This is a genomic window from Gallibacterium sp. ZY190522, from assembly GCF_054166015.1.
Genome location: NZ_CM135118.1, coordinates 24,116 through 49,878, shown reverse-complemented (window position 1 = coordinate 49,878; position 25,763 = coordinate 24,116). Strand labels below are relative to the sequence as shown.

Genomic DNA, 25,763 nt, shown 5'->3' with positions numbered 1-25,763 from the left:
CTAAAAAGTGGCTTAAAGCCTTATAGTACAAGGCTTTAAGCCCTCTTTTTGAAATATGAATAAAAAACTGCCCATTTTGCCAAAGTGCAGAAATAAAGAAACATGGCAAATTAAATAATTTTCAACGTTATTTTTGTCACCAATGCCATAAAACATTTACGTTCAAAAAGAAATTAGAGCCAATAAAAATTTGGTCTGATTACACTTGTGGAAAACAAACTTATCAACAACTTGCAATTAAATATCATTGTTCCGTTAGAACCATTCAAAGATATATAGATAAATCCCCCAAAACACCCTTAAAATTACCTCAAAATCGATACCTGAACATTATTATGGATACCACCTTTTTTGGTCGCTATTTTGGTGTTTTAGTGCTGATGGATTCAAAAACAAATAAGGTAGTTTGTTATCACTTTATACGAACAGAAAAGGATATTTATTACAAATTAGCATTAAATCGACTAAGAGAAAAAGGCTATATAATTCAAGCTATTACTTGTGATGGGAGAAGAGGATTAATGAAAGATCTTTTTAATACTCCGGTACAGATGTGTCAATTTCATATGATAGCTATTGTAATGAGAAAATTAAGAAAAAAACATCAATCATCAGCAGGTAAGGAATTAAAAATTATCACTAAAACAATAACAGAAAGTACAAAAAATGAATTTTATCTTCGCTTACATACATGGTATTTAAAGCACGAGATTTTTTTAAAAGAACGAAGTGAAAAAGCGAATGAAAAAGGCTATTTCCCATATAAGCATCGAAACATAAGAGGCGCTTATGCCAGTTTAAAATGGTATATGAATTATTTACTCTATTTTGAAAAGTATACTGAAATAAATATTGAAAAGACGACAAATAGGATTGAAGGATTATTTAAACATCTAAAACGTCAATTAAATAATCATAATGGCTTAACAAAACAGCATAAGATCATGTTTATAAAGGATTTTTTAAATAAAAAGAGTTGCTAATATTTTGAAAAATAAATATTAGCAACAAAATTGTCTACATGGCATAGTTTTTGATAGATCAGCAACAATTTTGTCTACTATGCCATAAAAAATCATAGATTGACTAACTGCATAACTGAATTTTATCTTAAAATTCGCTGATTAATGTGCTTGATCCCAATTATCCCCAAAATTAACATCAACAATGAGAGGAACACTCAATTTAACTGCATTCTCCATCATATCCTTGATAATGGTTTCATAATATTCAATTTTATCTTCTTTTACCTCAAAGACTAATTCATCGTGAACTTGCATAATCATACGAATATCTTCTTTGTCAGCAATAAAACGATCTATATCAATCATCGCCTTTTTAATGATATCTGCTGCTGTGCCTTGCATCGGTGCATTGATTGCCACTCGTTCAGCTGCTTTACGACGCATTCCATTGCTTGATTTTAATTCAGGTAAATAAAGCCGTCGTCCCAGCAATGTTTCAACATATCCTTGTTGTTTTGCTTTCTCTTGAATATCACTCATAAACTGTTTAACGGCAGGATAACGATGGAAATAACGATCTATATAGATCTGAGCCTCATTACGAGGAATTTGTAATTGACGTGCCAATCCAAATGCACTCATCCCATAAATTAAGCCAAAATTGATCGCTTTAGCACGATAACGTTGTTGTGGAGTAACTTGTTCCAACGGAACATCAAATACTTCAGCAGCAGTAGAGCGATGCACATCCAAACCGTGAGAAAAAGCATAAGCCAAACCGGCATCTCCAGAAAGATGTGCCATAATTCTTAACTCAATTTGTGAATAGTCTGCAGCGACCACTTTAAATCCTTTTTCGGCAATAAATGCCTGACGGATTTTTCTGCCCTCTTCACTACGGGTCGGAATATTCTGTAAATTCGGATCGGATGATGATAAACGACCTGTAATAGTAACTGCTTGATGATAAGAAGTATGCACACGACCGGTATCCGGATCGATCATTTGTGGTAGTTTATCCGTATAAGTAGACTTCAATTTACTGAAACCTCGATGCTCTACTAATAATTTCGGTAATTCGTGTTCATATGCTAACTCTTCTAGCACCTCTTCATTCGTTGACGGCGCACCTTTAGGCGTTTTCTTTAACACTGGTAAACCGAGTTTTTCAAACAGAATTTCTTGTAGCTGTTTAGTTGAAGCCAAATTAAATGTTTGTCCGGCAAGTTGATGTGCTTGCTGTTCCAATTGGATAAGTCTAGCACTGATTTCCTGCGACTGCTGATAAAGCAGATCACTGTCAATCAAGACACCGTTACGTTCCATTCGTGCTAAAACTTGAGAAAGGGGCAATTCCACTTCAGTAAAAAGTTTAACTAAACTTGGTATTTGATTAAGTTGCGACCACAAAGCCTGATGCAATTTAAAGGTAACATCTGCATCTTCCGCTGCATATTCAGCAGCTTTGTCAATTGTAATCTGATCAAACGTAAGTTGCCCTTTACCTTTACCTGCCAAATCTTCAAAATGAATAGTATCGTGATGTAAAAAACGTTTTGCCAAATCATCCATATTATGGCGACCGGTGCTATCCAAAATATAGGATTCCAACATTGTGTCATAAACAACACCCTGTAATGTAACACCGTGTCTGGCAAGAATGGTCAAATCATATTTTAAATTTTGACCAACTTTCTTAATATTCGGATCTTCTAAAATCGTTTTTAACTCAGCTAAAACCTGATCCCAGCTAAGCTGCTTCGGACAGTCAAGATAATGATGTTGTAGTGGTAAATAGGCAGCATCACCATTTTCTAATGCAAAAGATAAACCGACTAATTTTGCCTGCATATAATTCAAACTATTAGTTTCAGTATCTATCGCAAACAGTGTTGCTCTGCTTAATTTTTCACGCCACTGTGCTAACTGTTCTTCCGTTAAAATAGTTTGATAACGACTACGATCAATTTTGGCTGTAAAAGGCTGAATTTCACGGTTCGGCGTTGCTTTAGCCGCAACAACATTTTGCAATGAAGACACGGTATTTCCATTTAAAATTTCATTTAACCAACGTTTAAAATCATAACGTGCATAATATTCAATTAATTGATCACGGTTTTCACTTTGCAAGGTGAGTTGTTCAAAAGTAACTTCCAACGGCACATCTGTTTTTATGGTTGCCAATTTATAGGAAAGATCCGCATCTTCTTTGCCGGCAACAAGTTTATCAGCCAATTTTTTTGCGCCACGAATCGGTAAATCAGCAATTCTATCTAATTGTGAATAAATATCAGCAATACCACCAAGCCCTTGCAACAATGCAACAGCCGTTTTATTACCAACACTTGGAACACCCGGAATATTATCCGAACTATCACCCATTAATGCCAATAAATCAATGATTAATTCTGGCGGTACTGAATATTTTTCAATAACTCCCTCACGATCCAATAAAGTGTTAGTCATTGTATTGATCAGCATAATTTTATCATCGACTAATTGAGCCATATCTTTATCGCCGGTGCTGATCAATACATTACGCCCTGCTTTGGAAGCCTGCTTAGCTAATGTACCAATTACATCATCCGCTTCAACTCCCTCAACAATAAGTAACGGCAATCCTAAAGCTTCAATCATTTGATGAAGTGGCTGAATTTGTTGGCGTAAATCTTCTGGCATTGGTGGACGGTGAGATTTATATTTTTCAAACATTTCATCACGGAAAGTTTTTCCTTTTGCATCAAATACTACCGCAATATGTGTCGGCTTAACCTCTTTCAATAAGCTTTTAAGCATATTCAGTACGCCATACATTGCTCCAGTCGGCTCTCCGGCAGAATTAGATAATCCTAAACGAAAATTAGCGTGATAAGCACGATATAAATAAGATGAACCATCAACAAGGACAAATGGATTTTCTGCGATTTGTGGCATAACGTTCTCAATTTGATTTAATAAATAATATTTTTACAAAGGGCTAATTCTAAGCGCTAAGAACGAAATTGCAACCGCAACACAAAAAAAGAGCCCGTTTTCAGGCGGACTCTTAGTTGGGGTTGATTGAGAGAATTATTTATTCAATTTTGCTTTGTAAGTTGGATTCATTAAGTTTTCAACAGAAAGAATATCATTTAATTGTTCTTCAGTAAGCAAACCTAATTCTAAAACAACTTCTTTCACACCTTTTCCAGTTTTCGCACAGATTTTACCAACTTTATCACCGTTGTGATGCCCAATAAACGGATTGAGATAAGTTACAATACCAATTGAATTAAAGACATAATTTTCACAAATTTCTTTATTTACGGTAATACCATCAATACATTTATCTCTTAAATTAACGCAGGCGTTAGACAAGATACTGATAGATTCAAACATTGCTTGACCGATAACAGGTTCCATTACATTAAGTTGTAATTGACCAGCTTCCGCTGCCATTGTTACTGTAATATCATTTCCCATTACTTTGAAGCAAACTTGATTAACAACTTCAGGCACAACTGGATTAACTTTTGCCGGCATAATTGAAGAACCTGCTTGCAATTCAGGCAAGTTAATTTCATTTAAGCCTGCACGAGGACCTGAAGAAAGCAAACGCAAGTCATTACATACTTTAGAAATTTTCACAGCAGTGCGTTTTAATGCACCGTGAACCATTACATAAGCACCACAGTCAGAAGTTGCTTCAATTAAATTTTCTGCTTTGACACAAGGCAAACCAGTTACTTTTGCTAAATTCTGCACAACTAAATCAGTATAGCCTTGAGGTGTATTCAATGCCGTACCGATAGCTGTTGCCCCAAGATTGACTTCCAACAATAATGCAGCAGTTTTTAATAGATTTTTGATCTCTTCATCAATTAATACGGCAAAAGCCTTGAATTCTTGACCGACAGTCATTGGAACAGCATCCTGTAATTGAGTACGCCCCATTTTTAAAATATTGGAAAATTCGTCTGCTTTATTTTGGAAACCATCGTGTAAATATTGTAGTTTCTCCACTAATTTTAAAATGCTGTTATACACTGCAATACGGAATCCTGTTGGATAAGTATCATTAGTTGATTGGCTAGCGTTGACGTGATCCATCGGGTCTAAGAATTGATACTCACCTTTTTTATGACCAAGGATTTCAAGTGCGATATTGGCAACAACTTCGTTAGTATTCATATTAACGGAAGTTCCTGCTCCGCCCTGATAAATATCAGACGGGAATTGATCCATACATTTTCCAGTAGTCAAAATTTCATCACAAGCTGCAACAATTGCATCAGCAATATTTTGTGGAATAGCACCAAGTTCACCATTAGTCATTGCAGTAGCTTTTTTCACCATTACCATTCCACGTACAAATTCAGGCACATCAGAAATAGTATTATTAGAAATATTGAAATTTTCGATAGCCCGAAGGGTATGAATTCCCCAATATACATCAGCTGGAATTTCTCTTTCACCAAGTAGGTCAACTTCTTTACGGAATTCGCTCATAAAACACCTCAAATTATTTATTTTTAATAAAAATCAAATTGATAACTAAAGAAAAATCTTTTTTTATCAATCTCTGTCAATCTATTTTTCGCGTATTATAAAAGTTGTTTTTATGAAATTTTGTGATGTGGATCATAAAATTTAAATGAGCAAATAGGAGTTATTTTTATTTAATTTATTAGTTTTTTTTATAGATTAAGAATAAGAAAAAATTTTTAATTTCCCTCTTGAAAGTGTCTTTGTGATCCCCATTTCTACAAACGTTCAACAAACTGGGTAAGATACCTAAAAATCAATTTTCGCTAAAATGTATAGGAGTACTTTTATGAATATTCGTCCATTACACGATCGTGTAATCTTAAAACGTGAAGAAGTAGAAACTAAATCAGCTGGTGGCATCGTTTTAACTGGTTCTGCTGCACAAAAATCCACTAGAGGAAAAGTGTTGGCAGTTGGTAAAGGTCGCATCTTAGAAAATGGTCAAGTACAACCGCTTGATGTAAAAGTTGGTGATGTTGTGATTTTTAACGATGGCTATGGCGTAAAATCAGAAAAAATTGATGGTGAAGAACTATTAATCATCTCTGAAAATGATATTTTGGCAATTGTAGAATAATAAAAGAAGGAATATAAAATGGCAGCAAAAGATGTAAGATTTGGTAATGATGCACGCGTAAAAATGCTTAACGGTGTTAACGTATTAGCCGATGCAGTAAAAGTAACATTAGGTCCTAAAGGTCGTAACGTTGTATTAGATAAATCTTTTGGAGCACCAACTATTACTAAAGACGGTGTATCTGTAGCTCGTGAAATTGAATTAGAAGATAAATTTGAAAATATGGGTGCACAAATGGTTAAAGAAGTTGCATCCAAAGCTAATGATGCAGCTGGTGACGGTACAACAACAGCAACCGTTTTAGCACAAGCTATTGTAAATGAAGGTTTAAAAGCAGTTGCAGCTGGAATGAATCCTATGGATTTAAAACGCGGTATTGATAAAGCCGTTGCAGAAGTGGTTGCTGAATTAAAAAATCTTTCTAAACCTTGCGAAACCTCAAAAGAAATTGAACAAGTAGGTACAATTTCAGCCAACTCTGACAGCGTTGTCGGTAAAATTATCGCTCAAGCAATGGAGAAAGTAGGTAAAGAAGGTGTTATCACTGTTGAAGATGGTACTGGATTGGAAGATGAACTTGCTGTAGTTGAAGGTATGCAATTTGATCGTGGTTATCTTTCACCATATTTCATTAACAAACCAGAAACCGGAACAGTTGAATTAGATTCACCATATATTCTATTAGTAGATAAAAAAATCTCTAATATCCGTGAATTATTACCAGTGCTTGAAGCTGTAGCAAAAGCAGGAAAACCATTATTAATTGTTGCTGAAGATGTTGAAGGTGAAGCATTAGCAACTTTAGTTGTAAATACTATGCGTGGTATTGTAAAAGTTGCTGCTGTGAAAGCGCCTGGTTTCGGAGATCGTCGTAAAGCGATGTTACAAGATATTGCGATCTTAACTGCTGGTACAGTCATTTCTGAAGAAATTGGTATGGAATTAGAAAAAGCAACCTTAGAAGATCTTGGTCAAGCCAAACGTGTTGTGATTTCTAAAGACAATACTACTATCATTGACGGTGTTGGTGATGAAGCACAAATTCAAGGTCGTGTAGCACAAATTCGTCAACAAATTGAAGAATCTACTTCTGATTATGATAAAGAAAAACTTCAAGAGCGTGTTGCTAAATTAGCAGGCGGTGTAGCTGTAATTAAAGTTGGTGCGGCAACAGAAGTTGAAATGAAAGAGAAAAAAGCACGTGTTGAAGATGCGTTACACGCAACTCGTGCAGCCGTTGAAGAAGGTGTTGTTGCAGGAGGCGGTGTAGCCTTAATTCGTGCAGCAAATAAAGTTGCCGGATTAGTAGGTGAAAACGAAGATCAAAATGTAGGTATTAAACTTGCATTACGTGCAATGGAAGCACCTCTTCGTCAAATCGTAACTAATGCAGGTGAAGAAGCTTCTGTTGTTGCAAGTAAAGTAAAATCTGGCGAAGGTAACTTCGGTTATAACGCCGGTGCAGAAGTATATGGTGATATGTTGGAAATGGGAATTCTAGATCCAACTAAAGTAACACGTTCTGCCTTACAATTTGCTTCATCAATTGCGGGATTAATGATCACTACTGAATGTATGGTGACAGAACTTCCTAAAGATGAAAAAGCAGATTTAGGTGCTGCCGGAATGGGCGGTATGGGTGGAATGGGCGGTATGATGTAATCGCTTGTCAACCTAATTAATGTTCCATCAAAATGCCGACTTAATGTCGGCATTTTTATATGGATTAATCAAATTTAACTTCCGTAATATATTCACTGTCTAACGTAGCAATCGGTAAGTTTGATCCCTGCCAAGCCCGAACAACCTGCACTTTCATTAAATCTAAGGTATCCAATCCCGGTGTTGTACTTGGAGTATATTGTTGAGCAATCCGAGCAAGTTGAGTTAAGCCAAAACTGGATTCAATGCTTGAGCTGATGACAGCAATTAAGCCTTGTTGATGGGCTTGTTCAATGAGCTGAATACATTTTTCTAAAGAGCCGACTAATGTCGGTTTAATGACAATTGCCGTCACCCCCGGTTGTGCTTTTACTTCAAAATCCGTATCTCTCACTGTTTCATCCCACGCAATGGCAATGCCGGTATCTTGCGCAAACTGCAAACTTTCTGCCGGTGTTTTACAAGGTTCTTCTAAAAATTGAATGCGGCTGCGATGTTCCGGTTTAACATATTTTGCAAACATTGCGGCTTTTGCAGGAGTCCAAGAGCGATTTGCATCCAATCGCAGTTTCAGATCGGGAATCGCTTCTAGAAACATATCAGTAATTAAACCGTCACGATTGGCTTCGTAGAGTCCTACTTTAATTTTTGCGATTTTTTCACCGGGAAGCTGATCCAACTCAGCATATAGCTCATCAGGATCGCCATAACAAAGCGGCGCAGTTTTAAAATTACCTTGAGCAGTTAATTTATTTTGCATTTCCGCCAAAGCACAGCTTAAGCCGAAAGCAACGGAGGGATAACAGTTTTCAAGCGAGAGCTTCTCATTTTTAGCGCGTGCTTGATCCCACGCTTTCAACCACTCAATCGCTTGTTGTTGTGCTTGTTCTAACGTTTCTTGGCTAAATTCCGGCAACGGTGCAATTTCTCCCCAGCCCTCTTTATCATTACATCTAATTTGTACCAATAAACCTTCTCGTTGTTTCAAAAAACGGTTACGTAATACCACTTGGGAATCCATTGGAATTTGATAACGGTAAAGTTTATAGTGTCGTTCTGTCATAATACTTAATCCCTTTTAGTAAAAAATATCTTTCGGCAAAGAGTATAACATCACCAGACAAAGGAAAATATATTATCTTTTTTGCATTTTAATGTAGATCGCAATACACTTACGCCCGTTTAAATTTATAAAAGAAAAAGAGATAAATTATGAGAGTGTCCGACTTTTATTTTGACTTACCCGATGAACTCATTGCTCGTTATCCACAAAAGGAACGTAGTGCGAGCCGTTTATTAAAACTTGACGGTAATAGTGGTGAGTTTTCGCACCATCATTTTAAAGATGTATTAGATTTTGTGAATGAAGGTGATCTTTTAGTTTTTAATAATACTCGCGTTATTCCAGCGAGGATGTACGGGCGAAAAAGTAGCGGTGGCAAGGTAGAAGTGCTTATTGAAAGAGTGCTTGATCAAAAAAGCTGTCTGGCTCACGTTCGGGCATCAAAAGCTCCGAAAGAGGGCAGCGAAATCATTTTAGGCGAGGATAAATTAGGTGAAGGAAAAGGGATTCGAGCAATTATGATCGGGCGTTCAGATTCTCTGTTCCATTTACAATTTGATATTGATGGCTCATTGTTGGATACCTTACAGCAAATCGGACATATTCCATTACCACCATATATTGATCGTCCAGATGAAGATGCCGATCAAGAACGTTATCAAACGGTTTATAGTAAAATACCCGGTGCTGTTGCTGCACCAACTGCCGGATTACACTTTGATGAAGCATTATTGAATGCCTTAAAAGCAAAAGGTGTAAAAATGGCTTTTGTAACATTGCACGTTGGGGCAGGAACCTTCCAGCCAGTACGTGTTGAAAATATCGAACAGCATCATATGCACGCCGAATATGCAGAAGTGCCACAATCAGTAGTTGATGCAGTATTAGCTACTAAAGCAGCTGGCAAACGTGTTATTGCAGTAGGCACAACTTCTGTTCGTTCATTAGAAAGTGCCGCATTAGCAGCGGAAGAAAAACAGAGCAAACAATTCATTGAGCCGTTTTTTGCTGATACCACCATTTTCCTTTATCCTGGCAAAAAATTTCGTGTTGTTGATGCCCTGATTACTAATTTTCATTTACCGGAATCAACCCTCATTATGCTTGTTTCCGCTTTTGCTGGTTACGATAATATTATGCGAGCTTATCGTAGTGCAGTAGAAAATCGTTATCGCTTTTTTAGCTATGGCGATGCAATGTTTTTGATTAAAAAACAATCATAATTTTTAATCAATCTTTAAAAATGCGTACAAGTTTACGCGATGATTTAAACTTCGAACTGTTTATTCGTTGATGGAGAAAATATGAAATATCAATTAAAAAATACTGATGGCGGCGCTAGACGTGGTGAACTAACATTTGAACGCCCTCAAGGAACCTTTACGGTACAAACGCCTGCATTTATGCCGGTAGGAACTTACGGCACAGTAAAAGGAATGACACCGGAAGAAGTGCGAGAAACTGGTGCAGAAATTTTATTAGGAAACACCTTCCATTTATGGTTGCGTCCTGGGCAAGAAATTATGCGTAAACACGGCGATTTACACGATTTTATGCAATGGCACCGCCCAATTCTTACTGACAGTGGCGGTTTCCAAGTATTCAGTTTAGGTAAATTACGCAAAATTACAGAAGAGGGCGTAAAATTCCAAAACCCAATTAATGGAGAACGCATTTTCTTATCTCCAGAAAAATCAATGGAAATCCAATACGATCTTGGTTCTGATATTGTAATGATTTTTGATGAATGCACGCCTTACCCATCAACTTTTGAGTATGCAAAAAACTCAATGGAATTATCTTTACGCTGGGCAAAACGTTGTCGTGTTCATTTTGACAAATTAGGCAATAAAAATGCGTTATTTGGCATTATTCAAGGTGGCGTACACGAAAATTTACGACAAATTTCATTAGATGGTTTGTTAGAGATTGGTTTTGACGGCTATGCAGTCGGCGGGTTGGCTGTGGGAGAACCGAAAGAGGATATGCACCGTATTTTAGAATATATTTGTCCAAAAATCCCTCAAGATAAACCACGCTATCTTATGGGAGTCGGCAAGCCGGAGGATCTTGTTGAAGGGGTAAGACGCGGTATTGATATGTTTGACTGTGTAATGCCAACTCGCAATGCACGCAATGGGCATTTATTTGTTACTGACGGTGTTGTTAAAATTAGGAATGCTAAATATCGTGATGACACTTCCACACTTGATCCAGAATGTGATTGCTACACTTGCCGACATTACACAAAATCTTATCTACATCATTTGGACAAATGTGGTGAAATTTTAGGTGCAAGATTAAACACTATTCATAATTTACGCTATTATCAACGTTTAATGGCACAAATTCGTCAAGCGATTGAAGAACAGCGTTTTGAAGCATTTGTCAAAACTTTTTATGAAAGAATGGGGAAACCTGTTCCGCAATTAGAAGGATAAGAAAATCATTTTTTACATTGATACGCTTTTTTATAACTGACTAAAAGCTATATTTGAAAAATATTACAATGTAAAGGCTACAAAACGTAGCCTTTTATTATTTTTTTATGCTTGGGGAATTAGTTTTTTATTAGTTATAGTATAAATTATAAATTACCTTTCCTTGAACTTCTCCCGGTTCTATTCCAGTTGGAACAGTCTTCTGATAAAAAACAGTATAACTTTTGCTCAAAAATGGTTCATTACTTAAACGCTTTCCAAACAGTTGCATATTAGGATACTGTCCCCCTAAGATAATTGATGAAGTCGGAGGCTGAGGCCCATATTGCACTGCTTTTCCTTCACTATCTTTAATGATAAACTTTACATCTTCTCTTTTAGTGCTACCGTTCTGGGTAGTCAAATATATAGTATTATTATTCGGTTTTAACTGATCGGTAAACATAATATAAGCGTTTTTAATTCCAGCTCCCGAACAGTTTAACTTCAAATCAAATTTACCGCCTTCTATTATTCTTTTATTTTCAAGATCAGCTTTCGTAACAGGGGCGAGATTTACCTCTAAATCACGACGTCCATCAATTATACAGGTACGATCTAGATGAAGTGTGGCATCATTTTGAGAAACTAATGAGAAGCCAGTAAACTTATTATAAAGAATCCAGCCATCTGAATACTCCCCTATATGGCCTGCTGCCATCGATCCGCTTGTACAAAAAATGGTCATTAGACTAAGTTTCTGCCCTGCTCTAACGATATAATCCGTATCGCTCTGATAAAGTGCCTCATCTTTTAATGTTAATGTAAGCTGAAACTCGACTGAGTCTCCTATATTTACTGGTACCCGTTGGTACGCCTTATTACCACGAATACTCATGCCGTTTGCTTTTAAATCAGCTGTTTTGAAATAGTGAGCCAGATACTCCTGGCCAACGTTAGGATAAAATTTAATTTCCCAATAAAATCGATTACTCGTCCCATATGGATCACAGTAATCCCCCATTGTATTTTTTAAATTCCATTTATAAACAATTTTTTTCCCCTCTAGAGTCTTTTCAGCTTCTACGAGAAAAGGCACCTTTAGTTGGGTAGGAACATCTTTCCCTCCTTTTTGGGGAACTCCAACTTGATAGCCATCAATGTCCATTGCGGCAAAAGCCGGCTGATAACCACTCAGGGCAATTCCTAATAAACTACAATAAGTTAAAAGTTTCTTCATCATTTCCCCTTTTAATAAAATTGGCATTGTACTGGCACAATAACAGGCATTGTGTTATCGCTCTCTTGTGGCAGTTGATAATTGATATGGCAACGTGTTTCACCCCAAGAAAGTTTTAATTCACCACTTTCTGCAATGCCTCGAGTATAGATTGTGCCACCTTGTGCCACCACACCGACTGATTGATTATTTTGATCAAACACTTCTGTACCTAATGGTGGCAACTCTTTTTCATCATTAGTTAATTCAAAGAAGACAACCGCACCTTGCTCTGTTTCAAAATTCACTAATATCGCTTGATTGGCACGCGGAATTACCGATTGTTCTGTGGCTGATAGCTCAACCGTGCTTGGTAGTGAATTTCCATCCAGCCCGACATAGTTCATTGCATAAGGTTCAATATAAGGCACAATACCGTTACCGAAGTAATCAATTTTATTACCTACCGAACCATTAATTAATGCCCCTTTTGCTCCTTTGGCGTGAATAATTGCAAAACTATCGCCTAAATCATTGGATAATGTAATGCCTTTTGGATGAGCCACAACAGCACCAGATGCACCGAATGATATTTGCTGACTGCCTTTATTATCACGGCTCCAAGAAGCACTAAGGCGTGCTTGTGGGCTTGAGTAGTTATTGTTAAAGGAAATATTGCTGTTATCTTTCTGTTTGCTCACTGCAATATTGTAATTATATTTGCCTTGTTCACCCAATGAGCCATATAACGAAGTTGAGGCGTAATAGCCATTTTCTTTATGATAATTAAGCGTTTGTGAAACATAGGCACTATTCGTGCTATTACCTAACGGCAAGGATAATGACAGATAAACTCTTCTATCATTTTTGCCATTGCTTGTTTTCCCTTGAGAAAAGGAAAGGCTGTAATTAAGTTTTTTATAGCTATTACCATAACCAATTTGGTATTCATTGCGCTTTTCGTTGCTATCCCAATAGGTATAGGTGCTACCATTAACATAAACACTTCCCCAATTGTCTTTAAACACTTGGCTAACTGTTACTTGAAATTGGTTCTTTGGGCGATAATAGTATGACGACATATCAATCTCTTGTCTGTCAACAAAATCACGGTTGTTCGCCAATATCGTATCTTGCAAACTGTAATACTTACGGGATAAATAGCGATATGCTGCCAATGTTACATTTGTATTGGTTGGTTCAATATGGGTGTTATAGCTAAAATAGAGGTTATATCCTTTATATTTTTGCTGTGAATTAACAATCTTGGCATTTGAAAATGTTGCATTCCCTGAAAATGCACCAATAGGCGTGTTAACAGCAACACCAATTAATTCTGAATGGTAATTTTTAGCCAATATCGCACCAAGGTTAAGTGTTACATTATTAGTTAAACCATATTGCCAAGTGGCTTGTGCAACATTATCTAAAGTTTCATTATCATAACGGTAACGTCCCGCACTTAATTGATAGCGACTATAACCAGGGCGGATTAATTGTGCCGTGGCGGTGTATGGCACGGTAAAGGTGCGTTTCTCGCCATTTGCTTCTAACACTTCCACTTCAAGATCACCGCCATAACCGGTTGGGAATAGGTCATCAATGGAGAAAGCTCCTGCAGGTACAGAAACTTCTCGTAATAGATTACCGTTTTGTCGAACGCTAACAATCGCATTCGTATTGGCAACACCTCGTATAACTGGTGCATAGTAACGTTCAGAGGTAGCCAGCATTCTATCATCAGATTCTAGCTGCACGCCTCGAATGGCGATACTGTCCATTAATCTGCCACTGGTGTAAAAATCGCCGATAGTAAATTGACCACGTAATAACGGAACATCGTGTTTAGCATAAGTTGCAATTCGTTGATAGCTCTGTTTTTGTTGATCAGTCCAAGTCTGAGAACCTCGATGACGAAATGCCCAACCAAATAAATTAACACCTGCATCAATGCCCAAATAGGTTTGTTGAGCGTCTATATCTGAATATTTATAACGATAATGTGTTGCATCATAACGCACAAAAGCAACGGGCGTGCCATCTTGCCATTGTGCTGGTGAAATATAGCCTTGCGGACGTTGAGTGATTAATGCTTGAGCAATATTCACATCTAATCGCAATTGCCCCATATCAAAGTTCACTGTAGCTTCAGGCACCAGTTCAGAGAAAGACTGACAATTCCCATTAATTGTTTTAGGCTTATCTGCAAACGCTTCACTTTTCAAATCTAACAAGGCAAGCAAATTTTCTGTTGCACATAATACAGAACGTTTTTGCTCAGGCATATCGCTATATTGAATGTTAATACGTCCAAGCAATTTCTCATTCAAATAAACATCTGCAATATATTCACCTGCTGGAACTGCGTTCTCATAACTAAAGCGTTGAACATCAATATTTTTTTTGCTTTCACTGCCAAATAAAAAATCAGCGTCAAACTCCACATACTCATTCGCGTAAGCATAACTAAACCAGCTATTTAACAAAATTAATGATAAATAGCTCAGTTTAAATTTTGTTGGTTTGCTGAAAAATTTAGGTTTTATCATATTTATCATTAATGTTGCATAGTGCTAGTTCCACTTGGGGTCGCACCATAATCGTTGATAACAGTCCAAGTAACGGTGGTTGCTTTAGCTGGAAGAGCTTTATTTAATTGAAAAGTCGCTTGTGAGAATGGTGCTATCATATTCGCACTCACAGTTTCTGCAGCACCAACTTTCACATCAGGATAAGTGATGTAATACGGGGTTGGATTATCCACAAACAGTTGTTTACCTTGCCCACGCCATTTTACTTGTGAATAGGCATCGCTCGGTGAAATGGTTAATTCCACAGGGCGGAAAAAGAGTTTAATACGGCTACGCAAGGCGATTTGTAAATAATTTTGACTTTGGTCTTTTGGTTTTGGCGGAATATCTAACACATTTAAATAGAAAATAGATTCACGGTCTTTAGGCAATGATGCGCCAGTATAAGTAATACGCAATGTTTGCCCTTTATTTCCGTCAATACGAGAAATCGGTGGTGTAATCACAAATGGGGTTTTAATTGTTTCCGGTGCGGCTTTAGGGTCGCCATTGTCAATCCAAGCTTGAACTAAAGAAGGTTTTGTGCCAGCATTCGTAAGTTGCACGCTCACTGTTTTTTGATTAGAAGGATAAATCACACGAGTGCCGGTGATAACCACATTTGCTGAAACTGACATTGCCCACAAGGCGATAATGATGGTGAAAAAATATCTCAACATAAGCCCCTCTAATAAAACTCTCAATAAAACCATTAATAAAAGTGCAATAAAATAGATAAGTAAAAAATCGGGCAGGAAATCTGCCCGATAAGTGGAAAAAGATTATTCGTATGCGATGATATAATTCACCTGAGATTGAACCGCTCCAGCTTCTGCCGTACCAGTTGCATAGTAACGAGCCAGATACTCTAAAGTAGCTGCATTATTTTCAATGTCAAATTTGTACTTCCCTGCTTGACCTGTCTGAGCATTATAGTCTGAACCAACCTCAATCATAGTCTTATCCGTATGAGTTAATTCTATTACTACATATTTAGCGGGACTATCAGAAGCTTTATTTTTTAACCTACCCTCAGCATCTACATTATTTGCATCGAATTTGAAAAATGCTGCTGCTTTTTTAGCAATGTCGCCTTGACCTGTTATAGTTTTACATCCACTTAATTTAAATGTAACTTTTGCTTCACCATCTGTTTTACCCTTTGAAGCTAATTTTGATGCAGGAACAGGTGGTAATGTTACTGTCAAATCACCATTTTGTGCTCCATTAATTAAACAAGTGGTGTTTACTACTTTACCATTGACTGTTAGAACACCGCCATTTATTGAAAGACTAGAATCAGGCTCATCCGCAAATGCACCTTGTGCTGATAAGCCCAAACCAACGGTAATTAAAGTTGTTAAAAGTTGTTTTTTCATTTTTTTAAATACTCCTTCAGGATTAAGTTAATTTACGTGAAAGTATACATAAGTTTCAGGGGGGGGGGCAAGTAAATTTCAATCAATAAATGTAAACTTATACGTAAAGGTAGAGATATTTAAAAAACACTTTTCAAACAAACTCAATATAATCAATATGTTAGCTTGTATAAACAGAAAATTTAATATCACTACCCCATTTTGCCGTAAACAATATAAATAAAGAAAAAAAGCAAAAAAGTTGAATTTGTGAATTAAATCAAAAATGAATTTTGATGCAAATAATGTGAAAATGATTTTAGGATGGTAATAATCTGCACTTTAATCTTGAGCAATTTGAGCTGAGATTAAAAATGCAGATTTATTTATTCTTATTGAATAATGTTATTTGCCACTGTCGCCATAGTTATTCAGCACACGTGCACTAGGGTCATTTACATTGCACCCTTCCCATTCTTTATTCGGCATCCAGAAACTTTTAATCCAATGGCTTTGCCCCGGATAGAATTTTTCAAAAATATCACGATATAAAAGGGATTCTTTAGTAAATGGTGTGCCATATGGATATTTTTGTTTTGCCTGTATTAATTCTTCATCACTATATCGGCTTTCAGCAAACGCTTTTAAGTGGTCAACCATCGAATGCCCTACTGCATCACTGAATGCTGCTTTTTCTCGATATAAAATGTTATCCGGCAGATAGTTTGTCCCCTCAAAGGCTTTGCGTAATAAATATTTCCCTTTGTTGTAAACATTCATTTTTTTCTCAGGGTTAATGCTCATTGCATAATCAACAAAATCAATATCACCGAACGGAACACGAGCTTCCAGCGAGTTTGCCGCCAAACAACGGTCAGCCCGTAGTACATCATACATATATAATTCACGAATACGTTTTTGTGCTTCCTTTTGAAATTCTGCGGCATTCGGGGCAAAGTCAGTATATTTATAACCAAAAATTTCATCACTCACTTCACCAGTCAAAAGCACTTTTAAGTCTGTTTTTTCGTGAATATATTTACACACCAAATACATTCCAATACTGGCTCGAATGGTAGTAATATCCCAAGTTTCTAAATGCCAGATAACTTTTTCTAGTGATTCCAATACTTCATCTTTGCTCATAATGACTTCGGTATGTTCTGTACCAAGGTAATCAGCAACTTCTTTGGCATATTTTAAATCAATAGGATCAGTATCCATTCCAATGGCAAAAGTTTTAATGGGTTTATCTAAATAATTTTGTGCAATCGCACACACTAAAGAGGAATCCAAGCCACCGCTTAATAAAAATCCGAGCGGCGCATCCGAATGTAAACGCTTGATAACCGCTATTTCAAGTTTTGTTTTTAATGTTTGTGTAATGGTCTCTAGCGACTGATCACGAATAACTTTCGGATCAGCAATATCGTTGTAGCAAATAAATTCACCGTTTAAATAGTAATGCCCCGGTGGAAATGGCTGAATATCACGACACCAGCCAATCAGCCCTTTCGCTTCGGAGGCAAAAGCAATGCCACCGTTTTCTTTATCAAAACCATAAAACATTGGACGAATGCCAATTGGATCTCGCCCTGCAATTAAATCACCGCTATGGCTGTCTTTTAATACTAACGCAAATTCTGCATCCAACATTTTCATCATAACATCCACACCGACACGTTGATAAAGTGGAATCAGCACTTCACAATCACTGCCAGATTGGAATTGGTAACTACTTGATAATAATGATTTTAGTGCTTCGTAATTATAGATTTCACCATTACAAATTAATGAAATGCCTTCATATTGAAAAGGCTGGTTCCCTTGTGAGCTTAAATCCATAATGGATAAACGATGGAAGCCCCAAGTTGCGTCATCTGCATAGATAATCGCTTGATGATCCGGCCCTCGATGAAAAATATGATCAAAACTCTGTTTAAATGCACCGGATGTTTGTGCTGAAGATGAAAAAACGAATCCACACATACGAAAGTCCTCTTATTATTTTTTATATGTTATTCATAGCTGCATATCATAGCATTAAATTAAAATTTATCTATCATTTTCGATGATTAGATAAAATTTTTTATTATTTTCTCACAAAACTTTATATTTTATATAAAAAAGTTATATAAAATTTAGTAATCGTTTATTTTTAAATCACAAATTCTTTGTTAAAGCGTTTATCCTTATATTTTGCTATAGTAGCAAGCCAATTTGATAAGAGGAGTTAGTCAATGTTATCTTGCCCAAAATGTGAGAAAAAGGTAAATGAAGAGTTGGATTTTTGTCCGTTTTGCCAAACTGCATTACACGATGAAAATGCGAAAAAAATTTATCAGCAACGATTATCTCAAGATATAGAACATCGTAAAGTGATGAATAAACAGAATGCAAAAGTGCAGTTTATTTGGTTTATTATTTTTTTAGTAGTGATTGGAGGACTATTGTGGTGGAAAAATTAATTCCTATGAAAACGAGTGAATATTGGTTATCTTGGTTTGATCGAACATTAGCTGTAATTTCAGATTATGCGATAAATGTCATCGCATCTATATTGGTGATTTTTTTAGCTCACTTTATTTCAGCTCAAATTAAAAAATTTTATAAAAAACATCTTCACCAAGATTCTTCTAATCAAGTGCATAACATTAACTCAGTTATTGCATTTACATTACGCATTTTATGCTTACTGATAGGTTACTTTATTGCAATTCATTTATTAGGGTTACAAGGCGTTTTAACACAAATATTAGCAAGTGCTGGGGTAATCGGTATCGTTGTTGGTTTTGCAACCAAAGAGACTATTGGTAATTTCTTTTCTGGTATGTTAGTGAACATATTAGTGCCGTTTAAAGTTAATGATTGGGTGAATATCAATGGTCAATATGGATGTGTCGAGAAAATAGGGACTTTTGTAACAACGGTGTTAACCGAAGATGGGCAACGAGTGCATATTCCCAATCAACTAATTTATTCACAAAACGTAATAAATTATTCTTCATTAGGAAAAAGAGTTGCGGTGGTTTCTACCGGAGTATCTTATGGTGATGATTTACAAAAAGTTAAAGCGGTTGCATTAGATGAAATTGGGAAATTGTCAGGATTATTATTGGATGAGGAAAATCAGCCTCATTTCTTTTTTACTGAAATAGGCGCTTCTACCTATAATTTTGAATTACGAGTGTGGGTTGAATTTATTGACCACGATCAGTATTTAGAATGTATTCATCAAATGATAATGGCGATTAAAAAACGTTTCGAACAAGAAGATATTTCTATTGCATATAATGTTACAACACTTGATTTTGGTGTAAAAGGTGGGGTTAATTTGTATGATAACCCGTTATCGATTAAGTCATTAAATTAATCCTAGAAAGTAGAATAAAAAGGAGCATTTAAATAAAATGCTCCTAAGTAATTGAAACAATAGAGGTCATTCAATTATTTCAAAATTTCATCAATTTTTGCGCTTGCTTTCGCAACCGCTTCATCCGCTTTATAAGCTAAACCTTCAACGTGAATTAAATCTACATTGCTTAAACCGACAAAACCTAAAACCTGCTTAACCCAATCGCTCATTGTGTCAAATTCTGTACCTTCATATTCACCACCGCTAGTTACAAAAGCGAAAACAGGTACATTCGGTAGTAAACCTTTAGGGCCATTTTCATCATACGCAAAAGTGATGCGAGGGCGAGCGATATAATCAATGTAAGACTTGAACGTTGCCGGCGCAGTAAAATTGTAACGAGGTAAACCAAGCACAATATAATCTGCTGTTTTCAATTCAGCAATTAATTCATCTGCTAAAGCAATCGCATTGCGTTGTTCTTCTGTTTCAGCAATGCCTGCACGAATTGCTGCAACAGTTTTACCGGTTAAAAGTGGCACTGGATTGGCATCTAAATCACGTTCAATAATATTGACTTCTGGCCATTTTGCTTTTGTTTTAGCAATAAATTGATCGATTAGTTGATTAGAAAAACTTTTTTCACCGTTTACTGAGGTGCGTAAAACTAAAACATTACTCATAATGAGGAACTCCTTGTATATTGAAAATTACTGCTTGTTTTTAAGATTATCTAAAGCGAAAGCGCCACCACCGGCAATCGCAATAAAGAGAAAAATAAAACAGAACAATACTGCTGCTTCACCACCATTCATTAATGGTAGCCAAAATGTTGATATAGAAGCGTGGAACATAAAATAGGCAAATGCCATTTCTCCGGAAAGGATAAAAGCTGTGATTCTAGAGAATAGCCCTAGCACTAATAAAATACCACCGACTAATTCTAAAACACCGCCAATTCCCAATAATGAGAAAACAGACAAGCCATCAAAAGCGGAAACGTGTGGGAGTGCAAATAATTTTGCACTGCCGTGTAATAAAAAAGTATAACCAGCAACAATACGTAATAAAGCTAAACCGTAATTGGTTAATGGTTGTGAATAAGACATAAATAATCCTTTTTAACTAAGTAGTGAAAACAAGATAAAGTATATTGATTTCATAATCTGAAAACGATATGTTTTTGAGAAAAGTATTTTTTCTTAATAGGAAACAATAATGGATACATTACAGAGTATGAAAGTATTTCGACAGATTGTCGAACAAGGTAATTTCAGCAAAGCTGCGGAACAATTGAATATGTCCACGTCAATGGTGAGTAAACATTTATCAAACTTAGAACATTATTTGCAGGCAAAATTATTAAATAGAACAAGCAGGCGTTTAAGTTTAACCGAAGTTGGTACAGATTATTATCAACGTTGTGTGGTGGCATTAGATGATCTTGAAGAAGCACGGCAAATCGCAGCTCAAGGAACAATTCATCCTCAAGGCACTTTAAAAATTACTTTACCAGTTTGGTTTGCTACAAGGCGTTTCGCAGAATTTTTAGCCGAATATCAACATCGCTATCCTAAAGTCAATTTTCAGCTTTCGTTAGATAATCATCATACCGATTTGATAGGTCAAGGTTTTGATTTGTCATTAAAAGTTACCGCACATCCAGCAGAAAATTTAATTGTAAAACCCTTAGCCAGCTTGCCGTTTTACTGGGTTGCCAGTCCTAAATATATTCAGCAGTTTGGACAATTGAATGAGCTGTCGTGGGCGCAACATAAAGGGTTGATTCCGACTTATACGCACGTTGAGCATCATTTCGTCGATATTATTTCAAGCAATAATACCTTAATGTTGTATCAGTTGGCATTGGCAGCTCAAGGCATTGCTTATTTGCCTAGTTTCTTGTGCGAGGATGATTTAAAGCAAGGAGATCTGCAAATTGTGCCGCATCCGGCAAACAGAAATCATACACTGTATGCTGCTTATATGAATCGAGAATTTATGAGTGCGAAAGTACGCAGTTTTATTGATTTTATGGCAGAGAAGTTCCTGAGTTATCCGTTAAAACATTACGATTTTTAGCAAAGGTAGAAAGGAAAAGTGATGGGAAAATCCCATCACTTTTAAACGGTTAAGCTTCTAATGTTTTCGGTTTAATCATTGCATACAACACACCGGTAACAATACTACCAGCCGCAATAGCCACTAAGTAAAGCAATACCGGTTGAATAGCGCCCGGAATGGCAAGTACGAAAATACCACCGTGCGGTGCCATAAGTTGTACACCGAATACCATTGATAATGCGCCGGTCAAAGCACCGCCAATCATACAACTAGGAATCACACGCATTGGATCACGGGCAGCAAACGGAATTGCTCCTTCGGAAATAAAGCATAAACCGAGAACAAAAGAGGCTTTACCTCCCTCCAATTCATTTGCATTGAATTTTTTGCGAGCAATAAAGGTGGCTATCCCCATACCTAATGCCGGCACCATACCTGCTGCCATTACAGCCGCCATAGGTAAGTAGGAAGCAGATGCTAATAGACCAACACCAAAAGTATAGGCAGCTTTATTTACAGGACCGCCCATATCAAAACACATCATTGCTCCAAGGATAATGCCAAGCACAACTGCACTGCCTGATTGCATTCCTTTCAAGAATTCAGTCATACTGTTCATTACCCAAGCCACAGGTTCGCCGACGATATAAATCATAATTAAGCCGACAAACAGTGTAGAGAGGAATGGAATGATCAGAATCGGTTTTAATGCATTCATTGTTTGTGGCAATTTAACGTGATCATTGATCGCTTTAGCGATATAACCTGCCAAGAAACCAGAAATAATACCACCAATGAACCCAGCACCAAGCGAGCTTGCCAACATCCCGCCAACAAGCCCCGGAGTAAGCCCCGGACGGTCCGCAATAGAGTAAGCGATATAACCAGAAAGAATAGGGATCATTAAAGCAAATGCGCTGCCACCACCAATTTTCATTAATGCAGCCGCTAATGTACCTTCTTCTTTAAAAGCCTCGATACCGAATACGAAAGAGAGCGCAATGATAAGACCACCGGCAACCACCATTGGTAACATATGAGAAACACCGGTCATTAAGTGGCTATAAATGCCTTTTTTCTCACCTTTTTCTTTGCTTTCAGTTTTCGCCGTGGCGTTATTATCCTGTTTATGGTGATAAACTTTAGCCTCTTTAAACGCTTTTTCAAATTCCTGTGCGGTTTTCTTTAACGCTAAACCGGTTGAAGTGTGGTACATTTTTTTACCATCAAATTTGCTTAAATCTACATCAATATCGGTAGCGATAAAAGCAAGATCAGCTGCTGCCACATCTTCAGCAGAGATCAAATTATTAGCCCCAACCTGACCTCGAGTTTCAACTTTAACGTTCCATCCTTGTTTTTGACAATAAGTAGAAATCGCTTCTGCTGCCATAAATGTATGAGCTACGCCAGTAGGGCAAGCAGTAACTGCAACGATATTTAATGGACGATCACTCGCAACTGCTTCGGCTGGAACATCTGTTGGCGTTTGATAGTCATTTGCTGAAGTTAGTGCTTGCTGTAGAGTCTGTTCAGGAGCATTAAACGCCTGTTCAAAAGCTGTTAAAAATACTTTTTTACCAACAAGAACAGGATTATTTGGTAATTTATCGCCTAAAACTAATACAAGATCGGCATCTTGTATCTGTTCAACCAACTGGTGGTTATGCTGATTAGCAATTTTACTAACCATTTGTTTTAACAAGTAAAGCGTTGCATTACCACGTTTTTCTTGTGCTAATAAAAAAATCTTCATAGATTATTCCTCAATTTTGGTAATTTTGACTTGGTCAATAAGTTGATTCAATGCTTGATGATCAGCAACACCAACATTACTTTGTGCAACTGCTAATGCGGAAACGGCAGAAGCGAAACGTAGCGTTTGTTCTTTTGAAAGCTGTTGTTCTGTGCCGTAAATTAAACCGGCAACCATTGAATCACCGGCACCGACAGTGCTCACTACATTGGTGCATTTTGGCGGTTGTGCCTGTAAAACGCCTTCATCATTGATCCATAATGAGCCTTCCGCACCCATTGAAATGATAACGTTAGCGATACCTTGCGCTTTCAACTGTTTCGCCGCATCAATAATTTCTGTTAATGAATTAAGCGGTTTGCCAATCCAAGCTTCCAATTCACGGTGGTTCGGTTTGACTAACCACGGATTAGCTTTTAAACCGGCTGTGAGTGCAGCATTACTGCTATCCAAGACCACTTTGGTATGTTGTCCTAATTGTTGCAACCAAGCAGTAAATGCTTGTGGAGAAATGCCTTTAGGCAAACTACCACAGACAGCGACCAAATCATAATCTTTGAAATCTTGCAGCGATTTTTCTACAAAACGTTGCCAATCGGCTTCGGAAACTTGATAACCTAAGAAGTTTAAATCGGTTACATCCGCTTCAGTTTCGGTAACTTTCACGTTAATACGTGTTTTCCCGGCGACACGTTGGAAACGATCATCTAAACCAAGTTGTTGGAAAAGTTGGATAAAGTCACCTTGATTTTCTTCGCCGAGAAATCCGCTGACACTGACTGACAAATTTAAGTCGTGTAAGACTTTGGCAACATTAATACCTTTGCCGGCAGGATAAATGCCCAAAGTTTCAACCGTATTGACTTCACCCAGCTGAATTCGAGGCAAACGACCGACTAAATCGAAAGCCGTATTTAATGTAATAGTCGCAATGCGAGGCATTTTACTCTCCTAAACCGGCATTAATTGCTTCGCCGATACCTTTTAATGCCTGTTCCGCATCTTCACCTTGAGCAACGAAACATAAACGTTGACCTTTAGTTGTGCCTAAACCAACCACTTTCATTAAGCTTTTCGCATTCACAAAAGCGGTATCGCGATCAACATTTTTCACTTGAATAGTGGATTTATATTTTTTCACTTCATTGATGAGAACCGCTGATGGGCGAGCGTGAAGACCGTGCTCATTTTTGATTGTGAAAGTGGCTTCTAATTGACCGTCTGCAGCTGCTGTTGATGTGTCGGCAGCAGATGTGGTTGTAGTCGAAGAGGCTGGTGCTTCTTCAACTTTACCTTGCAATGCCGCAACAACTTGTGTGGCAGAGCCGTTGAGTAACTGTTGTTGGCATTGAGGATCAAGTAAATTTGCCAATAACTTCTCAATACTGTCATCTACATTAGCGATAGTAACTAAACCGGCAATAGTTTTATTATTATTTTGGAAAGCCTGTTTCGGACGAGCAAACGCAATTGCATTTTTTTGGTTACCGTTAACGCTGTCATTAACCCAAAGCCCATTGCCTAAAGGCAGAGCAGCAGAAGCAATAACATCACTAACGAACTGATTATCAACTGCTTTGGCTTGTTGTAAGTTGCCGGCATTAATTGCAGTTAAAGTTAACAAGCTGATGGTATCAATATTAAGAGAAACTAATGTTTCATCCACAATATTACCATTATTGTCGCCATTAAAGAGGGCAATAAACTCTTGAGTATCAGTGGTTTTTGCAAGTTTTTCAGCAATATCTTCATCACCAAGTAGGTGAGTTAATTGACGTAAAATAGCAAGATGTTCATCAGATTTTGCTGCAATACCGATAACTAGATACGCAATATTATCATCGCTCCATTTTACGCCGTTAGGAAATTGGAATATTTGTACACCGGTTTGTTTTACCAAATGACGGGTATCCAGTGTGCCGTGAGGAATCGCAATACCATTCCCTAAAAATGTTGAAGTTTGTTGTTCACGAGCAAGCATACCTTGCAAATACCCCTCTTCAACCAACCCTTTTTCTACGAAGGCTTGGGCAACAGCAGTAATCGCTTGTTGTTTGTCATCGGCTTGCGCCGCAAGATGGATGTCTTTTTCAACGAGATTAAACACGATTGGACTCCTTAGATTATGAGTGACTAAAATAAATTGCACAATTTTAACTCAATTTATTTTATTTAGTAAAAAAATTATGCAGAAAAAGGCTATTTTTTGATTAGAAAGGGTATTTTT

21 protein-coding genes are annotated in these 25,763 nt (G+C 37.1%); 8 read left to right on the top strand and 13 right to left on the bottom strand.

Annotated features, from left to right (window positions below; genetic code table 11):
• The first annotated feature begins 59 nt into the window (after positions 1-59).
• Positions 60-983 (top strand): IS256 family transposase, variant Zn-binding type, encoded by a 924-nt coding sequence (locus ACXPAV_RS00220; RefSeq protein WP_458004369.1) that lies wholly within the window; start codon positions 60-62, stop codon positions 981-983.
• 141 nt (positions 984-1,124) lie between these two features.
• Here the strand turns inward: ACXPAV_RS00220 and polA are convergent, their stop codons facing one another.
• The gene (gene polA, locus ACXPAV_RS00215) at positions 1,125-3,899 is read right to left on the bottom strand and encodes a DNA polymerase I (RefSeq protein ID WP_458003657.1); all 2,775 of its coding nucleotides are present in this window, start codon (positions 3,897-3,899) and stop codon (positions 1,125-1,127) included.
• Between the two features lie 135 nt (positions 3,900-4,034).
• Positions 4,035-5,453 (bottom strand): aspartate ammonia-lyase, encoded by a 1,419-nt coding sequence (gene aspA / locus ACXPAV_RS00210; RefSeq protein ID WP_021461356.1) that lies wholly within the window; start codon positions 5,451-5,453, stop codon positions 4,035-4,037.
• A 325-nt stretch (positions 5,454-5,778) separates the two neighbouring features.
• Between aspA and ACXPAV_RS00205 the strand changes: the two genes are divergently transcribed.
• Both ACXPAV_RS00205 and groL read left to right on the top strand, forming a co-directional pair.
• Complete coding sequence (locus ACXPAV_RS00205; RefSeq protein ID WP_021461355.1) at positions 5,779-6,069, top strand: co-chaperone GroES; 291 nt, start codon at positions 5,779-5,781, stop codon at positions 6,067-6,069.
• Positions 6,070-6,087: 18 nt separating this feature from the next.
• Positions 6,088-7,731: a chaperonin GroEL gene (gene groL / locus ACXPAV_RS00200; RefSeq protein ID WP_065230852.1), complete on the top strand. Its 1,644-nt coding sequence runs from the start codon at positions 6,088-6,090 to the stop codon at positions 7,729-7,731.
• A 64-nt stretch (positions 7,732-7,795) separates the two neighbouring features.
• On the opposite strand, the gene menC is transcribed toward groL, so the two are convergent.
• On the bottom strand, positions 7,796-8,794 hold the full coding sequence (gene menC / locus ACXPAV_RS00195; RefSeq protein WP_458003656.1) for an o-succinylbenzoate synthase: 999 nt from the start codon (positions 8,792-8,794) through the stop codon (positions 7,796-7,798).
• A 149-nt stretch (positions 8,795-8,943) separates the two neighbouring features.
• On the opposite strand from menC, the gene queA reads away from it, so the two are divergent.
• A complete protein-coding gene (gene queA, locus ACXPAV_RS00190) occupies positions 8,944-10,017 on the top strand; it encodes a tRNA preQ1(34) S-adenosylmethionine ribosyltransferase-isomerase QueA (RefSeq protein ID WP_458003655.1) in 1,074 nt (357 codons plus the stop codon).
• A gap of 81 nt (positions 10,018-10,098) precedes the next feature.
• Positions 10,099-11,235, top strand: a complete 1,137-nt coding sequence (gene tgt, locus ACXPAV_RS00185) for a tRNA guanosine(34) transglycosylase Tgt (protein ID WP_458003654.1) — start codon at positions 10,099-10,101, stop codon at positions 11,233-11,235.
• Between the two features lie 130 nt (positions 11,236-11,365).
• On the opposite strand, the gene ACXPAV_RS00180 is transcribed toward tgt, so the two are convergent.
• From ACXPAV_RS00180 to asnB, 5 genes are all read right to left on the bottom strand, one after another.
• Positions 11,366-12,481 (bottom strand): fimbrial protein, encoded by a 1,116-nt coding sequence (locus ACXPAV_RS00180; RefSeq protein ID WP_458003653.1) that lies wholly within the window; start codon positions 12,479-12,481, stop codon positions 11,366-11,368.
• Positions 12,466-14,982, bottom strand: coding sequence for a fimbria/pilus outer membrane usher protein (locus ACXPAV_RS00175; protein ID WP_458003652.1), 2,517 nt, complete (start codon positions 14,980-14,982; stop codon positions 12,466-12,468). The genes ACXPAV_RS00180 and ACXPAV_RS00175 overlap by 16 nt, the downstream gene beginning before the upstream one ends.
• An 8-nt stretch (positions 14,983-14,990) precedes the next feature.
• Positions 14,991-15,683, bottom strand: coding sequence for a fimbrial biogenesis chaperone (locus tag ACXPAV_RS00170; RefSeq protein ID WP_458003651.1), 693 nt, complete (start codon positions 15,681-15,683; stop codon positions 14,991-14,993).
• Positions 15,684-15,785: 102 nt separating this feature from the next.
• Complete coding sequence (locus ACXPAV_RS00165) at positions 15,786-16,382, bottom strand: fimbrial protein (protein ID WP_458003650.1); 597 nt, start codon at positions 16,380-16,382, stop codon at positions 15,786-15,788.
• Between the two features lie 384 nt (positions 16,383-16,766).
• Positions 16,767-18,350, bottom strand: coding sequence for an asparagine synthase B (gene asnB, locus ACXPAV_RS00160; RefSeq protein ID WP_458003649.1), 1,584 nt, complete (start codon positions 18,348-18,350; stop codon positions 16,767-16,769).
• 251 nt (positions 18,351-18,601) lie between these two features.
• On the opposite strand from asnB, the gene ACXPAV_RS00155 reads away from it, so the two are divergent.
• Both ACXPAV_RS00155 and ACXPAV_RS00150 read left to right on the top strand, forming a co-directional pair.
• Positions 18,602-18,829: a DUF7575 domain-containing protein gene (locus tag ACXPAV_RS00155; protein ID WP_039144786.1), complete on the top strand. Its 228-nt coding sequence runs from the start codon at positions 18,602-18,604 to the stop codon at positions 18,827-18,829.
• Positions 18,817-19,734, top strand: coding sequence for a mechanosensitive ion channel family protein (locus ACXPAV_RS00150; RefSeq protein WP_285094296.1), 918 nt, complete (start codon positions 18,817-18,819; stop codon positions 19,732-19,734). The genes ACXPAV_RS00155 and ACXPAV_RS00150 overlap by 13 nt, the downstream gene beginning before the upstream one ends.
• 74 nt (positions 19,735-19,808) lie before the next feature.
• Here the strand turns inward: ACXPAV_RS00150 and ACXPAV_RS00145 are convergent, their stop codons facing one another.
• Both ACXPAV_RS00145 and ACXPAV_RS00140 read right to left on the bottom strand, forming a co-directional pair.
• Positions 19,809-20,399: an FMN-dependent NADH-azoreductase gene (locus ACXPAV_RS00145; protein WP_458003648.1), complete on the bottom strand. Its 591-nt coding sequence runs from the start codon at positions 20,397-20,399 to the stop codon at positions 19,809-19,811.
• Between the two features lie 27 nt (positions 20,400-20,426).
• The gene (locus ACXPAV_RS00140) at positions 20,427-20,825 is read right to left on the bottom strand and encodes a DoxX family protein (RefSeq protein ID WP_458003647.1); all 399 of its coding nucleotides are present in this window, start codon (positions 20,823-20,825) and stop codon (positions 20,427-20,429) included.
• A 109-nt stretch (positions 20,826-20,934) separates the two neighbouring features.
• On the opposite strand from ACXPAV_RS00140, the gene ACXPAV_RS00135 reads away from it, so the two are divergent.
• Positions 20,935-21,798, top strand: coding sequence for a LysR family transcriptional regulator (locus tag ACXPAV_RS00135; protein ID WP_458003646.1), 864 nt, complete (start codon positions 20,935-20,937; stop codon positions 21,796-21,798).
• Positions 21,799-21,847: 49 nt separating this feature from the next.
• Here the strand turns inward: ACXPAV_RS00135 and fruA are convergent, their stop codons facing one another.
• Genes fruA through fruB form a run of 3 tightly spaced genes read right to left on the bottom strand, consistent with a single transcriptional unit; the run spans position 21,848 to position 25,643 of the window.
• A complete protein-coding gene (fruA, locus tag ACXPAV_RS00130; protein ID WP_458003645.1) occupies positions 21,848-23,536 on the bottom strand; it encodes a PTS fructose transporter subunit IIBC in 1,689 nt (562 codons plus the stop codon).
• 3 nt (positions 23,537-23,539) lie between these two features.
• A complete protein-coding gene (fruK, locus tag ACXPAV_RS00125; protein ID WP_458003644.1) occupies positions 23,540-24,478 on the bottom strand; it encodes a 1-phosphofructokinase in 939 nt (312 codons plus the stop codon).
• Position 24,479: 1 nt separating this feature from the next.
• Complete coding sequence (gene fruB / locus ACXPAV_RS00120; RefSeq protein WP_458003643.1) at positions 24,480-25,643, bottom strand: fused PTS fructose transporter subunit IIA/HPr protein; 1,164 nt, start codon at positions 25,641-25,643, stop codon at positions 24,480-24,482.
• Positions 25,644-25,763: the final 120 nt, after the last annotated feature.

Excerpts from the sequence above, each read along its gene's own strand:
- menC (WP_458003656.1), bottom strand. The coding sequence starts at position 8,794 with ATGACAGAACGACACTATAAACTTTACCGTTATCAAATTCCAATGGAT.
- groL (WP_065230852.1), top strand. The coding sequence starts at position 6,088 with ATGGCAGCAAAAGATGTAAGATTTGGTAATGATGCACGCGTAAAAATG.
- ACXPAV_RS00140 (WP_458003647.1), bottom strand. The coding sequence starts at position 20,825 with ATGTCTTATTCACAACCATTAACCAATTACGGTTTAGCTTTATTACGT.
- fruA (WP_458003645.1), bottom strand. The coding sequence starts at position 23,536 with ATGAAGATTTTTTTATTAGCACAAGAAAAACGTGGTAATGCAACGCTT.
- ACXPAV_RS00145 (WP_458003648.1), bottom strand. The coding sequence starts at position 20,399 with ATGAGTAATGTTTTAGTTTTACGCACCTCAGTAAACGGTGAAAAAAGT.
- aspA (WP_021461356.1), bottom strand. The coding sequence starts at position 5,453 with ATGAGCGAATTCCGTAAAGAAGTTGACCTACTTGGTGAAAGAGAAATT.
- asnB (WP_458003649.1), bottom strand. The coding sequence starts at position 18,350 with ATGTGTGGATTCGTTTTTTCATCTTCAGCACAAACATCCGGTGCATTT.
- ACXPAV_RS00155 (WP_039144786.1), top strand. The coding sequence starts at position 18,602 with ATGTTATCTTGCCCAAAATGTGAGAAAAAGGTAAATGAAGAGTTGGAT.
- polA (WP_458003657.1), bottom strand. The coding sequence starts at position 3,899 with ATGCCACAAATCGCAGAAAATCCATTTGTCCTTGTTGATGGTTCATCT.
- ACXPAV_RS00180 (WP_458003653.1), bottom strand. The coding sequence starts at position 12,481 with ATGCCAATTTTATTAAAAGGGGAAATGATGAAGAAACTTTTAACTTAT.
- ACXPAV_RS00135 (WP_458003646.1), top strand. The coding sequence starts at position 20,935 with ATGGATACATTACAGAGTATGAAAGTATTTCGACAGATTGTCGAACAA.
- fruK (WP_458003644.1), bottom strand. The coding sequence starts at position 24,478 with ATGCCTCGCATTGCGACTATTACATTAAATACGGCTTTCGATTTAGTC.
- tgt (WP_458003654.1), top strand. The coding sequence starts at position 10,099 with ATGAAATATCAATTAAAAAATACTGATGGCGGCGCTAGACGTGGTGAA.
- ACXPAV_RS00205 (WP_021461355.1), top strand. The coding sequence starts at position 5,779 with ATGAATATTCGTCCATTACACGATCGTGTAATCTTAAAACGTGAAGAA.
- ACXPAV_RS00165 (WP_458003650.1), bottom strand. The coding sequence starts at position 16,382 with ATGAAAAAACAACTTTTAACAACTTTAATTACCGTTGGTTTGGGCTTA.
- queA (WP_458003655.1), top strand. The coding sequence starts at position 8,944 with ATGAGAGTGTCCGACTTTTATTTTGACTTACCCGATGAACTCATTGCT.
- ACXPAV_RS00170 (WP_458003651.1), bottom strand. The coding sequence starts at position 15,683 with ATGTTGAGATATTTTTTCACCATCATTATCGCCTTGTGGGCAATGTCA.
- ACXPAV_RS00175 (WP_458003652.1), bottom strand. The coding sequence starts at position 14,982 with ATGATAAAACCTAAATTTTTCAGCAAACCAACAAAATTTAAACTGAGC.